This is a genomic window from Escherichia sp. KCJ4928 (assembly GCF_004352695.1).
In the GTDB taxonomy this organism is placed as follows: Bacteria; Pseudomonadota; Gammaproteobacteria; order Enterobacterales; family Enterobacteriaceae; genus ECMA0423.
The window spans coordinates 1-14,721 of sequence record NZ_SJWV01000100.1; the positions used below are offsets into that span (position 1 = coordinate 1).

Consider the following 14,721-nt stretch of genomic DNA (forward strand, 5'->3'; position numbering starts at 1 on the left):
CCGGTGGGGGCACCAATGCGCACCCCGGCTGAACCCTGAACAATGCTACCGCCATACTGCGTCATGTCGCCCTGACGCGCCGCCGGTTTTCCGCTCATCGTAAAATCCTTTTGAAATAAATAAGAACCAGAAGCCTAGCGCCAGTCAACAACAGGAAATGATAATGAGTTAACACCCCGGAATTTTTCAGAATTTATAAAAGGCAAATTACAGGCACAAAAAAAGCGCCGTGCGGCGCTTTTTTCGGAAATCCGGTCTTATTTGCTGCCCGGGATGTTGAAACGCTTGTTGAAGCGGTCAACACGGCCACCGGTAGCAACATCACGCTGTTTGCCAGTGAAGAACGGGTGGCACTTGCTGCACACGTCGAGGTTCAGGTCATGACCAACGGTGGAGCGGATTTTCATTACGTTACCGCAAGAGCAGCTAGCAGTAATTTCTTCGTATTTCGGGTGAATATCTTTTTTCATGGGAAAACCTCGGTTTAAGGCCGCGTCGCTCTTCCAGCCCTAACGCCAGACACCACGCGATGTTAAAAGTATAGCTTCAATACGATCATTTCGTACGAAGGCGCGAAATCATACAGAAATTAACCAGCGTATGCAAACTGATCCGCACTCTTCTACGGCAATGTGTATACTAACCCACCGAATTTCAAGTCAGGATGATGCTATGCCCGTTGCCCACGTTGCCTTGCCCGTTCCGCTTCCTCGTACCTTTGACTATCTGCTGCCAGAAGGCATGACGGTTAAAGCCGGGTGTCGCGTGCGCGTGCCGTTTGGCAAACAGCAGGAGCGCATCGGGGTTGTGGTGTCAGTTAGCGATGTCAGTGAGCTGCCGCTTAACGAGCTGAAAGCGGTAGTGGAAGTGCTGGACGTTGAGCCGGTATTTACTCACTCCGTCTGGCGGTTACTGCTCTGGGCGGCAGATTACTATCATCATCCGATTGGCGATGTGCTGTTTCATGCCTTGCCGATTTTACTGCGCCAGGGGCGGCCTGCGACGAACGCGCCGATGTGGTACTGGTTTGCCACTGAACAAGGCCAGGCGGTGGATCTGAACAGCCTGAAACGCTCCCCCAAGCAACAACAGGCGCTGGCGGCGTTACGGCAAGGCAAAATCTGGCGCGACCAGGTCGCCACGCTCGAATTTAATGATGCCGCGTTGCAGGCGCTACGCAAAAAAGGTCTGTGTGATTTAGCAAGTGAAACACCAGAGTTTAGCGACTGGCGAACGAACTATGCCGTTTCTGGTGAGCGGTTGCGATTGAATACCGAACAAGCCACCGCCGTTGGCGCAATTCATAGCGCGGCAGATACTTTTTCTGCCTGGCTGCTGGCGGGCGTTACCGGTTCCGGTAAAACGGAGGTTTATCTCAGTGTACTGGAAAACGTGCTCGCTCAGGGCAAACAGGCGCTGGTGATGGTGCCGGAAATCGGCCTGACACCGCAAACTATCGCCCGTTTTCGTGAACGTTTTAATGCCCCCGTGGAAGTTCTGCATTCCGGCCTGAACGATAGCGAGCGGCTTTCGGCGTGGTTGAAAGCGAAAAATGGCGAGGCGGCGATTGTGATCGGCACCCGCTCCGCGCTGTTTACGCCGTTTAAAAATCTCGGCGTGATTGTCATTGATGAAGAGCACGACAGCTCCTACAAGCAGCAGGAAGGCTGGCGCTATCATGCCCGCGACCTGGCGGTGTATCGTGCGCATAGCGAGCAAATCCCGATTATTCTTGGCTCCGCAACGCCCGCGCTGGAAACGTTGTGCAACGTCCAGCAGAAAAAATACCGCCTGCTGCGCCTGACGCGCCGGGCGGGGAATGCGCGTCCGGCAATTCAACACGTGCTGGATTTAAAAGGTCAGAAGGTGCAGGCAGGTCTGGCTCCGGCGTTAATCACCCGTATGCGCCAGCATTTACAGGCCAATAATCAGGTTATCCTCTTTCTTAATCGTCGGGGTTTTGCGCCTGCGCTGCTGTGCCACGACTGCGGCTGGATAGCCGAATGCCCACGTTGCGATCACTACTACACGCTGCATCAGGCGCAACAGCATTTGCGCTGTCACCACTGTGACAGTCAGCGTCCAGTACCGCGCCAGTGTCCGTCCTGCGGCTCTACCCATCTGGTGCCGGTGGGTCTGGGCACCGAACAGCTTGAGCAAACGCTCGCGCCGCTGTTCCCTGGTGTGCCCATTTCTCGTATCGACCGCGATACCACCAGCCGCAAAGGAGCGCTGGAACAACAACTGGCGGAAGTGCATCGCGGCGGCGCGAGGATCTTGATTGGCACGCAAATGCTGGCGAAAGGTCACCACTTTCCGGATGTGACGCTGGTAGCGTTACTGGATGTGGACGGCGCGCTGTTTTCTGCCGATTTTCGCTCGGCAGAGCGTTTTGCCCAGCTATACACCCAGGTAGCAGGCCGTGCCGGGCGTGCGGGTAAACAGGGCGAAGTGGTGCTGCAAACGCATCATCCGGAACACCCGCTATTGCAAACGTTGCTCTATAAAGGCTACGACGCTTTTGCCGAACAGGCGCTGGCTGAGCGACGCATGATGCAGCTGCCGCCGTGGACCAGCCATGTGATTGTGCGTGCGGAAGATCATAACAATCAGCATGCGCCGCTGTTCCTGCAACAACTGCGTAATCTGATCCTCTCCAGCCCGCTGGCAGACGACAAACTGTGGGTTCTCGGTCCGGTTCCGGCACTGGCACCTAAACGTGGCGGTCGCTGGCGCTGGCAGATATTGTTGCAGCACCCTTCCCGCGTGCGCTTGCAACACATCATTAGTGGTACGCTGGCGCTCATCAATACAATACCGGATTCCCGCAAGGTGAAATGGGTACTGGATGTTGATCCGATTGAGGGTTAAACCGCTTACGATGCGAGGCGGATCGAAAAATTCAATATTCATCACACTTTTCATGAAAATTCTGTAACCGTTTTCACGCGCTATCTGCTAAAAATGTTGCCGATGTGAAGTAAACATGGATGTAGTACGCCTGACGTGCCAGGCGAGGAGTGAGTGTGAAAGCGAAGAAGCAGGAAACTGCCGCGACCATGAAAGACGTTGCCCTCAAGGCAAAAGTCTCTACAGCGACTGTCTCCCGAGCATTAATGAATCCCGATAAAGTCTCCCAGGCCACCCGTAATCGGGTTGAAAAAGCGGCCCGGGAAGTGGGTTATTTACCGCAACCTATGGGGCGCAACGTCAAGCGTAATGAATCCCGCACCATTCTGGTGATTGTCCCGGATATCTGCGATCCCTTCTTTAGCGAAATTATTCGCGGTATCGAAGTTACGGCGGCAAATCACGGATATCTGGTGCTGATTGGCGACTGTGCGCATCAAAATCAGCAGGAAAAAACCTTTATCGATTTGATCATCACCAAGCAAATTGATGGCATGTTGCTGCTGGGTTCAAGGCTGCCGTTTGATGCCAGCATTGAGGAACAGCGTAATCTGCCGCCGATGGTGATGGCGAACGAATTCGCACCGGAACTGGAGCTACCTACAGTTCATATCGACAATCTGACCGCCGCATTTGATGCAGTAAATTATCTATATGAGCAAGGGCATAAACGGATTGGCTGTATAGCCGGTCCCGAAGAGATGCCGCTGTGTCACTACCGCCTGCAAGGTTACGTTCAGGCGCTGCGTCGCTGCGGCATTATGGTTGATCCGCAATACATCGCCCGTGGCGACTTCACCTTCGAAGCCGGAAGCAAAGCGATGCAGCAGCTGCTTGATCTTCCACAACCGCCTACTGCTGTCTTCTGCCATAGCGATGTGATGGCGCTCGGCGCACTTTCTCAGGCAAAACGCCAGGGGCTGAAAGTCCCGGAAGACCTTTCCATAATCGGTTTTGATAACATCGACCTGACGCAATTTTGTGATCCGCCGCTGACAACCATCGCGCAGCCGCGTTACGAAATCGGTCGGGAAGCTATGCTGTTATTGCTTGATCAAATGCAGGGGCAACACGTTGGCAGTGGCTCTCGTTTAATGGACTGCGAACTTATCATCCGGGGATCAACACGCGCGTTACCTTAAAGTAAACCTTTAAGACTGCCGTGACTGGTCAAAGGCCCGCCGCTTAAGTAACATGGCGGGCTGACGAACGAATAAATACAGCGAAACGATAGTGGCACAACGAGATTATGTACGCCGCAGCCAACCGGCACCTTCGCGGCGAAAAAAGAGCACCTCACGGAAAAAGCAACGAAATCTGCCTGCGGTTTCTCCCGCTATGGTCGCTATTGCTGCCGCCGTTCTTGTGACCTTTATCGGTGGTCTGTACTTCATTACGCATCACAAGAAAGAAGAGTCCGAGACGCTGCAAAGCCAGAAAGTGACCGGTAACGGACTACCACCAAAACCAGAAGAACGCTGGCGCTACATTAAAGAGCTGGAAAGTCGCCAGCCGGGTGTGCGTGCGCCCACAGAACCTTCTGCCGGTGGTGAAGTGAAAACGCCGGAGCAACTGACACCAGAACAACGTCAGCTTCTTGAACAAATGCAGGCTGATATGCGCCAGCAGCCAACGCAGCTGGTTGAAGTTCCGTGGAATGAACAGACGCCGGAACAGCGTCAGCAAACGCTACAACGCCAGCGTCAGGCGCAGCAATTAGCGGAGCAGCAACGCCTGGCTCAGCAGTCGCGTACGACTGAACAAAGCTGGCAGCAGCAGACGCGTACGTCGCAAGCCGCGCCGGTACAGGCGCAACCGCGCCAGTCTAAACCGGCTTCTACTCAGCAGCCGTACCAGGATCTGCTGCAAACCCCTGCGCACACGACCGCGCAGTCGAAGCCGCAGCAAGCTGCGCCGGTTGCTCGTGCCGCTGACGCGCCAAAACCGACGGCGGAGAAAAAAGACGAACGCCGCTGGATGGTGCAGTGCGGTTCGTTCAGAGGCGCGGAACAGGCAGAGACGGTACGTGCTCAGCTGGCGTTCGAAGGATTTGACTCGAAAATCACCACCAACAATGGCTGGAATCGTGTGGTCATTGGCCCGGTGAAAGGCAAAGAGAACGCAGACAGCACCCTCAATCGGTTGAAGATGGCGGGTCATACAAACTGCATTCGGCTCGCCGCCGGGGGTTGAAACCCTCAAAATCCCCCCCATCTATAATTGCATTATGCCCCGTACTTTTGTACGGGGTTTGTACTCTGTATTCGTAACCAAGGGGTCAGCTCGTGACAACTATAGTAAGCGTACGCCGTAACGGCCATGTGGTCATCGCTGGTGATGGTCAGGCCACGTTGGGCAATACCGTAATGAAAGGCAACGTGAAAAAGGTCCGCCGTCTGTACAACGACAAAGTCATCGCGGGCTTTGCGGGCGGTACTGCGGATGCTTTTACGCTGTTCGAACTGTTTGAACGTAAACTGGAAATGCATCAGGGCCATCTGGTCAAAGCCGCCGTTGAGCTGGCGAAAGACTGGCGTACCGATCGCATGCTGCGCAAACTTGAAGCACTGCTGGCAGTCGCGGATGAAACTGCATCGCTTATCATCACCGGTAACGGTGACGTGGTGCAGCCAGAAAACGATCTTATTGCTATCGGCTCCGGCGGCCCTTACGCCCAGGCTGCGGCGCGTGCACTGTTAGAAAATACTGAACTGAGTGCTCGTGAAATTGCTGAAAAGGCGTTGGATATTGCAGGCGACATTTGCATCTATACCAACCATTTCCACACCATCGAAGAATTAAGCTACAAAGCGTAAGGATCTCCCATGTCTGAAATGACCCCACGCGAAATCGTCAGCGAACTGGATAAGCACATCATCGGCCAGGACAACGCCAAGCGTTCTGTGGCGATTGCTCTGCGTAACCGCTGGCGTCGCATGCAGCTCAACGAAGAGCTGCGCCATGAAGTGACCCCGAAAAATATCCTGATGATCGGCCCGACCGGTGTCGGTAAAACTGAAATCGCCCGTCGTCTGGCTAAGCTGGCGAATGCGCCGTTCATCAAAGTTGAAGCGACCAAATTCACCGAAGTGGGCTACGTCGGTAAGGAAGTGGATTCTATTATTCGCGATCTGACCGATGCCGCCGTGAAAATGGTACGCGTCCAGGCTATCGAGAAAAACCGTTATCGCGCTGAAGAACTGGCAGAAGAACGTATTCTCGACGTGCTGATCCCACCTGCTAAAAACAACTGGGGACAGACCGAACAGCAGCAGGAACCGTCCGCTGCTCGTCAGGCATTCCGCAAAAAACTGCGTGAAGGCCAGCTTGATGACAAAGAAATCGAGATCGATCTTGCCGCAGCACCGATGGGCGTTGAAATTATGGCTCCTCCAGGCATGGAAGAGATGACCAGCCAGCTGCAGTCCATGTTCCAGAACCTGGGCGGCCAGAAGCAAAAAGCGCGTAAGCTGAAAATCAAAGACGCCATGAAGCTGCTGATTGAAGAAGAAGCGGCGAAACTGGTGAACCCGGAAGAGCTGAAGCAAGACGCTATCGACGCTGTTGAGCAGCACGGGATCGTGTTTATCGACGAAATCGACAAAATCTGTAAGCGCGGCGAGTCTTCCGGTCCGGATGTTTCTCGTGAAGGCGTTCAGCGTGACCTGCTGCCGCTGGTAGAAGGTTGCACCGTTTCCACCAAACACGGGATGGTCAAAACTGACCACATTCTGTTTATCGCTTCTGGCGCGTTCCAGATTGCGAAACCGTCTGACCTAATCCCGGAACTGCAAGGTCGTCTGCCAATCCGCGTTGAACTGCAGGCACTGACCACCAGCGACTTCGAGCGTATTCTGACCGAGCCGAATGCCTCTATCACCGTGCAGTACAAAGCACTGATGGCGACTGAAGGCGTAAATATCGAGTTTACCGACTCCGGTATTAAGCGCATCGCGGAAGCGGCATGGCAGGTGAACGAATCTACCGAAAACATCGGTGCTCGTCGTTTACACACTGTTCTGGAGCGTTTAATGGAAGAGATTTCCTACGACGCCAGCGATTTAAGCGGTCAAAATATCACTATTGACGCAGATTATGTGAGCAAACATCTGGATGCGTTGGTGGCAGATGAAGATCTGAGCCGTTTTATCCTATAATCGCGTTCAATCATTTTCATCATTGTTTGATGGGGCTGAAAGGCCCCATTTTTATTGGCGCGTATTATGACTGAACAACAAATTAGCCGAACTCAGGCGTGGCTGGAAAGTTTACGACCTAAAACCCTCCCCCTCGCCTTTGCTGCAATTATCGTCGGGACGGCGCTGGCATGGTGGCAAGGTCACTTCGATCCGCTGGTCGCCCTGCTGGCACTAATTACCGCCGGGCTATTACAGATCCTTTCTAACCTCGCCAATGATTACGGCGATGCGGTAAAAGGCAGCGATAAACCTGACCGCATTGGGCCGCTACGCGGCATGCAAAAAGGGGTCATTACCCAGCAAGAGATGAAACGGGCGCTCATTATTACCGTCGTGCTCATCTGTCTCTCCGGGTTGGCACTGGTTGCAGTGGCATGCCATACGCTGGCCGATTTTGTCGGTTTCCTGATTCTTGGCGGGTTGTCGATCATTGCCGCTATCACCTACACCGTGGGCAATCGTCCTTATGGTTATATCGGTCTGGGTGATATTTCCGTACTGGTTTTCTTTGGCTGGTTGAGTGTCATGGGGAGCTGGTATTTACAGGCTCATACATTGATTCCGGCACTGATCCTTCCGGCGACCGCATGCGGCCTGCTGGCAACGGCAGTACTGAATATTAATAACCTGCGTGATATCAATAGCGACCGCGAAAATGGCAAAAACACGCTGGTGGTGCGCTTAGGTGAAGTGAACGCGCGTCGTTATCATGCCTGCCTGCTGATGGGCTCGCTGGTGTGTCTGGCGCTGTTTAATCTCTTTTCGCTGCATAGCCTGTGGGGCTGGCTGTTCCTGCTGGCGGCACCATTACTGGTGAAGCAAGCCCGTTATGTGATGCGGGAAATGGACCCGGTGGCGATGCGACCAATGCTGGAACGTACTGTCAAGGGAGCGTTACTGACTAACCTGCTGTTTGTTTTAGGGATATTCCTAAGCCAGTGGGCAGCATAACTGACAAATATCAATTAACAATTGATGATTTTGCCAACAGCCCACATAGCGCGATATACTGAAAATTCTCGCAGCAACTGAATGTTAAGCCTATGAAATACGATACTTCCGAGCTTTGTGACATCTATCAAGAAGATGTTAACGTCGTGGAACCGCTGTTCTCCAACTTTGGCGGACGGGCGTCGTTTGGCGGACAAATAATCACGGTAAAATGTTTCGAGGACAACGGGTTGCTGTACGATCTGCTCGAACAGAATGGCCGTGGTCGTGTTCTTGTCGTCGATGGCGGTGGTTCTGTTCGTCGCGCACTGGTCGATGCTGAACTGGCGCGTCTGGCAGTACAAAATGAATGGGAAGGTCTGGTCATTTACGGCGCGGTGCGTCAGGTAGATGACCTGGAAGAGTTGGATATCGGCATCCAGGCGATGGCGGCAATTCCGGTTGGTGCCGCTGGCGAAGGCATTGGCGAAAGCGATGTCCGCGTCAATTTTGGCGGTGTCACCTTCTTCTCCGGCGACCATCTTTATGCCGACAATACCGGGATTATTCTTTCTGAAGATCCGCTGGATATTGAATGATAGAAAAGGCACCGCAAGGTGCCTTTTTTCTGCGTTACCTGTTGGCCTACACAGTAAAGAAATTACGCGGAAGATGAAGCGTAATCAGACCTCTTCCATGCGACCCAGCAGGGCCTGCAGACGTTCCTGCCAGCCGTTCTGCTGTTCTTTCAGATGGTTGTTCTCACGCTCCAGCTCTTCGCGCTGATGCTGGGCATTTTGAACTTCCTGCGACAGTGAGTTGTTTTTTTCTTTCAGCTCTTCGATTTCCATCTGCAACAGAGTGATGGTATCAATCGCCTGCTGTACTTTTGCTTCCAGTTTCTCAAACACTTCTAATGACATTGTCATACCTCTCCTGAATTGCAAGGCGTTGATGGATAAAAATCCTCGTCCCGATTACCGGTGACGCCTTAATAAATACGAGCGCACTTTAGTTAGCTCCGATTGTATGAAGCCGCGCCATCGCTGTCCAGCGGCACGCCTTGCAGATTACGGTTTGCCACACTTTTCATCCTTCTCCTGGTGACATAATCCACATCAATCGAAAATGTTAATAAATTTGTTGCGCGAATGATCTAACAAACATGCATCATGTACAATCAGATGGAATAAATGGCGCGATAACGCTCATTTTATGACGAAGCACACACATTTTAAGTTCGATATTTCTCGTTTTTGCTCGTTAACGATAAGTTTACAGCATGCCTACAAGCATCGTGGAGGTCCGTGACTTTCACGCATACAACAAACATTAACTCTTCAGGATCCGATTATGAGTCAAACATCAACCTTGAAAGGCCAGTGCATTGCTGAATTCCTCGGTACCGGGTTGTTGATTTTCTTCGGTGTGGGTTGCGTTGCAGCACTAAAAGTCGCTGGTGCGTCTTTTGGTCAGTGGGAAATCAGTGTCATTTGGGGACTGGGGGTGGCAATGGCCATCTACCTGACCGCAGGGGTTTCCGGCGCGCATCTTAATCCCGCTGTTACCATTGCATTGTGGCTGTTTGCCTGTTTCGACAAGCGCAAAGTTATTCCTTTTATCGTTTCACAAGTTGCCGGCGCTTTCTGTGCTGCGGCTTTAGTTTACGGGCTTTACTACAATTTATTTTTCGACTTCGAGCAGACTCATCACATTGTTCGCGGCAGCGTTGAAAGTGTTGATCTGGCTGGCACTTTCTCTACTTACCCTAATCCTCATATCAATTTTGTGCAGGCTTTCGCAGTTGAGATGGTGATTACCGCTATTCTGATGGGGCTGATCCTGGCGTTAACGGACGATGGCAACGGTGTACCACGCGGCCCTTTGGCTCCCTTGCTGATTGGTCTACTGATTGCGGTCATTGGCGCATCTATGGGCCCATTGACAGGTTTTGCCATGAACCCAGCGCGTGACTTCGGTCCGAAAGTCTTTGCCTGGCTGGCGGGCTGGGGCAATGTCGCCTTTACCGGCGGCAGAGACATTCCTTACTTCCTGGTGCCGCTTTTCGGCCCTATCGTTGGCGCGATTGTAGGTGCATTTGCCTACCGCAAACTGATTGGTCGCCATTTGCCTTGCGATATCTGTGTTGTGGAAGAAAAGGAAACCACAACTCCTTCAGAACAAAAAGCTTCGCTGTAATATGACTACGGGACAATTAAACATGACTGAAAAAAAATATATCGTTGCGCTCGACCAGGGCACCACCAGCTCCCGCGCGGTCGTAATGGATCACGATGCCAATATCATTAGCGTGTCGCAGCGCGAATTTGAGCAAATCTACCCAAAACCAGGTTGGGTAGAACACGACCCAATGGAAATCTGGGCCACCCAAAGCTCCACGCTGGTAGAAGTGCTGGCGAAAGCCGATATCAGTTCCGATCAAATTGCAGCTATCGGTATTACGAACCAGCGTGAAACCACTATTGTCTGGGAAAAAGAAACCGGCAAGCCTATCTATAACGCCATTGTCTGGCAGTGCCGTCGTACCGCAGAAATCTGCGAGCATTTAAAACGTGACGGTTTAGAAGATTATATCCGCAGCAATACCGGTCTGGTGATTGACCCGTACTTTTCTGGCACCAAAGTGAAGTGGATCCTCGACCATGTGGAAGGCTCTCGCGAGCGTGCACGTCGTGGTGAATTGCTGTTTGGTACGGTTGATACGTGGCTTATCTGGAAAATGACTCAGGGCCGTGTCCATGTGACCGATTACACCAACGCCTCTCGTACCATGTTGTTCAACATCCATACCCTGGACTGGGACGACAAAATGCTGGAAGTGCTGGATATTCCGCGCGAGATGCTGCCAGAAGTGCGTCGTTCTTCCGAAGTATACGGTCAGACTAACATTGGCGGCAAAGGCGGCACGCGTATTCCAATCTCCGGGATCGCCGGTGACCAGCAGGCCGCGCTGTTTGGTCAGTTGTGCGTGAAAGAAGGGATGGCGAAGAACACCTATGGCACTGGCTGCTTTATGCTGATGAACACTGGCGAGAAAGCGGTGAAATCAGAAAACGGCCTGCTGACCACCATCGCCTGCGGCCCGACTGGCGAAGTGAACTATGCGTTGGAAGGTGCGGTGTTTATGGCAGGCGCATCCATTCAGTGGCTGCGCGATGAGATGAAGTTGATTAACGACGCCTACGATTCCGAATATTTCGCCACCAAAGTGCAAAACACCAATGGTGTGTATGTGGTTCCGGCATTTACCGGGCTGGGTGCGCCGTACTGGGACCCGTATGCGCGCGGGGCGATTTTCGGTCTGACTCGTGGGGTGAACGCTAACCACATTATCCGCGCGACGCTGGAGTCTATTGCTTATCAGACGCGTGACGTGCTGGAAGCGATGCAGGCCGACTCTGGTATCCGTCTGCACGCCCTGCGCGTGGATGGTGGCGCAGTAGCAAACAATTTCCTGATGCAGTTCCAGTCCGATATTCTCGGCACCCGCGTTGAGCGCCCGGAAGTTCGCGAAGTGACTGCATTGGGTGCGGCCTATCTTGCTGGTCTGGCGGTCGGTTTCTGGCAGAACCTCGACGAGCTGCAAGAGAAAGCGGTGATTGAGCGCGAGTTCCGTCCAGGCATCGAAACCACTGAGCGTAATTACCGTTACGCAGGCTGGAAAAAAGCGGTTAAACGCGCGATGGCGTGGGAAGAACACGACGAATAATGTAAATGCCGAATGAAGCGTTTATGCCGCATCCGGTAGTCCCGAAACGTGCGGGGGCAACCCCGCACACATCAATAATCCCTCCCATCCCCTGTGCTACACTTCGCGCCATTCCTTACTGCTTAGAGTTTGCTATGAGACGAGAACTTGCCATCGAATTTTCCCGCGTCACCGAATCAGCGGCGCTGGTTGGCTACAAATGGTTAGGACGCGGCGATAAAAACACCGCGGACGGCGCGGCGGTAAACGCCATGCGTATTATGCTCAACCAGGTCAACATTGACGGCACCATCGTCATTGGTGAAGGTGAAATCGACGAAGCACCGATGCTCTACATTGGTGAAAAAGTCGGTACTGGTCGCGGCGACGCGGTAGATATTGCTGTTGATCCGATTGAAGGCACGCGCATGACGGCGATGGGCCAGGCTAACGCGCTGGCGGTGCTGGCAGTAGGCGATAAAGGCTGCTTCCTCAATGCGCCGGATATGTATATGGAGAAGCTGATTGTCGGGCCGGGAGCCAAAGGCACCATTGATCTGAACCTGCCGCTGGCGGATAACCTGCGCAATGTAGCGGCGGCGCTCGGCAAACCGTTGAGCGAACTGACGGTAACGATTCTGGCTAAACCACGCCACGATGCCGTTATCGCTGAAATGCAGCAACTCGGCGTACGCGTATTTGCTATTCCGGACGGCGACGTTGCGGCCTCAATTCTCACCTGTATGCCAGACAGCGAAGTTGACGTGCTGTACGGTATTGGTGGCGCGCCGGAAGGCGTAGTTTCTGCGGCGGTGATCCGCGCATTAGATGGCGACATGAACGGTCGTCTGCTGGCGCGTCATGACGTCAAAGGCGACAACGAAGAGAATCGTCGCATTGGCGAGCAGGAGCTGGCACGCTGCAAAGCGATGGGCATCGAAGCCGGTAAAGTATTGCGCCTGGGCGATATGGCGCGCAGCGATAACGTCATCTTCTCTGCCACCGGTATTACCAAAGGCGATCTGCTGGAAGGCATTAGCCGCAAAGGCAATATCGCGACTACCGAAACGCTGCTGATCCGCGGCAAGTCACGCACCATTCGCCGCATTCAGTCCATCCACTATCTGGATCGCAAAGACCCGGAAATGCAGGTGCACATCCTCTGATTGATTTGATCGATTGAGCCTTCCAGTCCTTCGGGACTGGAATTTTTTTGTTCGGAGAACGAAGATAAGGCAAGTCAATCAAAACAGGAGAAAAACATGGCTGATTGGGTAACAGGCAAAGTCACTAAAGTGCAGAACTGGACCGACGCCCTGTTTAGTCTCACCGTTCACGCCCCCGTGCTTCCGTTTACCGCCGGGCAATTTACCAAGCTTGGCCTTGAAATCGACGGCGAACGCGTCCAGCGCGCCTACTCCTATGTAAACTCGCCCGATAATCCCGATCTGGAGTTTTACCTGGTCACCGTCCCCGATGGCAAATTAAGCCCACGACTGGCGGCACTGAAACCAGGCGATGAAGTGCAGGTGGTTAGCGAAGCGGCAGGATTCTTTGTGCTCGATGAAGTACCAGATTGCGAAACGCTATGGATGCTGGCAACCGGTACAGCGATTGGCCCTTATTTATCGATTCTGCAACTAGGCAAAGATTTAGATCGCTTCAAAAATCTGGTCCTGGTTCACGCCGCACGTTATGCCGCCGACTTAAGCTATTTGCCACTGATGCAAGAACTGGAAAAACGCTACGAAGGCAAACTGCGCATTCAGACGGTGGTCAGTCGGGAAACGGCAGCGGGGTCGCTCACCGGGCGGATACCGGCGTTAATTGAAAGCGGGGAACTGGAAAGCGCGATTGGCCTGCCGATGAATAAAGAAACCAGCCATGTGATGCTGTGCGGCAATCCACAGATGGTGCGCGATACACAACAGTTGCTGAAAGAGACCCGGCAGATGACGAAACATTTACGTCGCCGACCGGGCCATATGACAGCGGAGCATTACTGGTAAGCGGTTACTTATCGATAAACGGTACGATGAGCAAATCCGCACTCATCTTATTGATCATCCCGCGATATGCCGGCATCAAACGGTTGATAAATGAGTGGTGATGACCACAGACAAGGAGGTCGCACTGCTCTTTTTGCATAATTTCCAGCAGTGTTTCCGGCATTTCTCCGCGTTCAATACGCAGTTTTGTCTTCGGCCATTGAATATTTTTCGTCAGTTTATACAGCTTGTTATCCGACTTATTCTTCAACAATTGAAGAATATCTTCTGTTGCAGGGAAGTAGATACCCGGATACAACTCGCTCAAGCCATCATCAATATGAATTAACGTCAGGTGAGCGTCATTATGTCTGGCGAGCTCCAGGGCTTTATTCACCAGTAAGGCATCTTCTTCATTCCCGGAAATTGCCACGCCAATGTGTTTATAAGCCATGTTTAACTCCTTCTAAAGCAACTCCATCAAGCTAACGAACGCAGTGATAACTCAAAAATAATCATCTCGGCCTGGCATGAGAAAGTGAAGGCCGCATCAAGCTCAACTTGCCCCTCCAGATCCTTAATCTTATAGGCCACGCTGGCCCCTTCATCTGCAGAGGATGCAGCGGCGGCAAGCTCTTTCAGTTTGGTCATAAAGGACTCTGCTTCTTCGCGGGTGGCAAAAAAGCGCGAAAACTTACTGGTACAGTTGTCGTTATCAATCACCGTACCGATATCAATCGCACATCCTTTAGTACTGCATTTATCTACGACATCTTTCATAGGGCACCTCTGTATATTCGCCTCTCTGTCGATTACGACTTAAGAATAATGCGCCGTTAAGGGAAGAACAAACAAGTAATGATCTTATGGATTACCATTTTTTTTGATATTGCTTAAGGTGAAGAGTTCAGAAGGATTTTCCGGGCATTGTCATTTGCATCGTGGAAATAACAATCCCGGAAAAAAATAGCAGTAAGAGATATAT

At 52.5% G+C, this 14,721-nt stretch carries 15 protein-coding genes; 11 read left to right on the forward strand and 4 right to left on the reverse strand.

The annotated features are described in order from the left end of the window. Positions 1-257: 257 nt before the first annotated feature. Entirely contained in the window at positions 258-470 is a 213-nt protein-coding gene (gene rpmE / locus E0D98_RS14815) for a 50S ribosomal protein L31 (RefSeq protein ID WP_000710769.1), read from the reverse strand. A 202-nt stretch (positions 471-672) separates the two neighbouring features. On the opposite strand from rpmE, the gene priA reads away from it, so the two are divergent. From priA to rraA, 7 genes are all read left to right on the forward strand, one after another. Continuing rightward, the gene (gene priA, locus E0D98_RS14820) at positions 673-2,871 is read left to right on the forward strand and encodes a primosomal protein N' (RefSeq protein ID WP_001297074.1); all 2,199 of its coding nucleotides are present in this window, start codon (positions 673-675) and stop codon (positions 2,869-2,871) included. A 155-nt stretch (positions 2,872-3,026) separates the two neighbouring features. Then, a complete protein-coding gene (gene cytR / locus E0D98_RS14825; RefSeq protein WP_000644904.1) occupies positions 3,027-4,052 on the forward strand; it encodes a DNA-binding transcriptional regulator CytR in 1,026 nt (341 codons plus the stop codon). Positions 4,053-4,143: 91 nt separating this feature from the next. After that, positions 4,144-5,103 (forward strand): cell division protein FtsN, encoded by a 960-nt coding sequence (gene ftsN / locus E0D98_RS14830; RefSeq protein ID WP_000068834.1) that lies wholly within the window; start codon positions 4,144-4,146, stop codon positions 5,101-5,103. Between the two features lie 92 nt (positions 5,104-5,195). Further along, positions 5,196-5,726: an ATP-dependent protease subunit HslV gene (hslV, locus tag E0D98_RS14835; RefSeq protein WP_000208242.1), complete on the forward strand. Its 531-nt coding sequence runs from the start codon at positions 5,196-5,198 to the stop codon at positions 5,724-5,726. Positions 5,727-5,735: 9 nt separating this feature from the next. Beyond that, a complete protein-coding gene (gene hslU / locus E0D98_RS14840) occupies positions 5,736-7,067 on the forward strand; it encodes an HslU--HslV peptidase ATPase subunit (protein WP_001293341.1) in 1,332 nt (443 codons plus the stop codon). 66 nt (positions 7,068-7,133) lie between these two features. Next, positions 7,134-8,060, forward strand: coding sequence for a 1,4-dihydroxy-2-naphthoate polyprenyltransferase (gene menA / locus E0D98_RS14845; RefSeq protein WP_000139496.1), 927 nt, complete (start codon positions 7,134-7,136; stop codon positions 8,058-8,060). A gap of 92 nt (positions 8,061-8,152) precedes the next feature. Next, positions 8,153-8,638: a ribonuclease E activity regulator RraA gene (gene rraA / locus E0D98_RS14850; RefSeq protein WP_000872908.1), complete on the forward strand. Its 486-nt coding sequence runs from the start codon at positions 8,153-8,155 to the stop codon at positions 8,636-8,638. Positions 8,639-8,722: 84 nt separating this feature from the next. Here the strand turns inward: rraA and zapB are convergent, their stop codons facing one another. Continuing rightward, entirely contained in the window at positions 8,723-8,968 is a 246-nt protein-coding gene (gene zapB, locus E0D98_RS14855; protein ID WP_001296623.1) for a septal ring assembly protein ZapB, read from the reverse strand. Positions 8,969-9,392: 424 nt separating this feature from the next. Between zapB and glpF the strand changes: the two genes are divergently transcribed. From glpF to fpr, 4 genes are all read left to right on the forward strand, one after another. Beyond that, positions 9,393-10,238, forward strand: coding sequence for a glycerol uptake facilitator protein GlpF (gene glpF / locus E0D98_RS14860; protein WP_000084268.1), 846 nt, complete (start codon positions 9,393-9,395; stop codon positions 10,236-10,238). Positions 10,239-10,260: 22 nt separating this feature from the next. Next, a complete protein-coding gene (glpK, locus tag E0D98_RS14865) occupies positions 10,261-11,769 on the forward strand; it encodes a glycerol kinase GlpK (RefSeq protein WP_000136788.1) in 1,509 nt (502 codons plus the stop codon). A 134-nt stretch (positions 11,770-11,903) separates the two neighbouring features. Next, the gene (gene glpX / locus E0D98_RS14870; RefSeq protein ID WP_050877051.1) at positions 11,904-12,914 is read left to right on the forward strand and encodes a class II fructose-bisphosphatase; all 1,011 of its coding nucleotides are present in this window, start codon (positions 11,904-11,906) and stop codon (positions 12,912-12,914) included. 96 nt (positions 12,915-13,010) lie between these two features. Next, complete coding sequence (gene fpr / locus E0D98_RS14875; protein WP_000796320.1) at positions 13,011-13,757, forward strand: ferredoxin--NADP(+) reductase; 747 nt, start codon at positions 13,011-13,013, stop codon at positions 13,755-13,757. Between the two features lie 4 nt (positions 13,758-13,761). Here the strand turns inward: fpr and uspD are convergent, their stop codons facing one another. Both uspD and E0D98_RS14885 read right to left on the reverse strand, forming a co-directional pair. Beyond that, entirely contained in the window at positions 13,762-14,190 is a 429-nt protein-coding gene (uspD, locus tag E0D98_RS14880; protein ID WP_000323556.1) for a universal stress protein UspD, read from the reverse strand. Between the two features lie 26 nt (positions 14,191-14,216). Further along, the gene (locus tag E0D98_RS14885; protein WP_000655986.1) at positions 14,217-14,516 is read right to left on the reverse strand and encodes a DUF406 domain-containing protein; all 300 of its coding nucleotides are present in this window, start codon (positions 14,514-14,516) and stop codon (positions 14,217-14,219) included. Between the last annotated feature and the right edge of the window lie 205 nt (positions 14,517-14,721).

Excerpts from the sequence above, each read along its gene's own strand:
- menA (WP_000139496.1), top strand. The coding sequence starts at position 7,134 with ATGACTGAACAACAAATTAGCCGAACTCAGGCGTGGCTGGAAAGTTTA.
- hslU (WP_001293341.1), top strand. The coding sequence starts at position 5,736 with ATGTCTGAAATGACCCCACGCGAAATCGTCAGCGAACTGGATAAGCAC.
- rraA (WP_000872908.1), top strand. The coding sequence starts at position 8,153 with ATGAAATACGATACTTCCGAGCTTTGTGACATCTATCAAGAAGATGTT.
- glpX (WP_050877051.1), top strand. The coding sequence starts at position 11,904 with ATGAGACGAGAACTTGCCATCGAATTTTCCCGCGTCACCGAATCAGCG.
- glpF (WP_000084268.1), top strand. The coding sequence starts at position 9,393 with ATGAGTCAAACATCAACCTTGAAAGGCCAGTGCATTGCTGAATTCCTC.
- E0D98_RS14885 (WP_000655986.1), bottom strand. The coding sequence starts at position 14,516 with ATGAAAGATGTCGTAGATAAATGCAGTACTAAAGGATGTGCGATTGAT.
- fpr (WP_000796320.1), top strand. The coding sequence starts at position 13,011 with ATGGCTGATTGGGTAACAGGCAAAGTCACTAAAGTGCAGAACTGGACC.
- priA (WP_001297074.1), top strand. The coding sequence starts at position 673 with ATGCCCGTTGCCCACGTTGCCTTGCCCGTTCCGCTTCCTCGTACCTTT.
- uspD (WP_000323556.1), bottom strand. The coding sequence starts at position 14,190 with ATGGCTTATAAACACATTGGCGTGGCAATTTCCGGGAATGAAGAAGAT.
- zapB (WP_001296623.1), bottom strand. The coding sequence starts at position 8,968 with ATGACAATGTCATTAGAAGTGTTTGAGAAACTGGAAGCAAAAGTACAG.
- rpmE (WP_000710769.1), bottom strand. The coding sequence starts at position 470 with ATGAAAAAAGATATTCACCCGAAATACGAAGAAATTACTGCTAGCTGC.
- glpK (WP_000136788.1), top strand. The coding sequence starts at position 10,261 with ATGACTGAAAAAAAATATATCGTTGCGCTCGACCAGGGCACCACCAGC.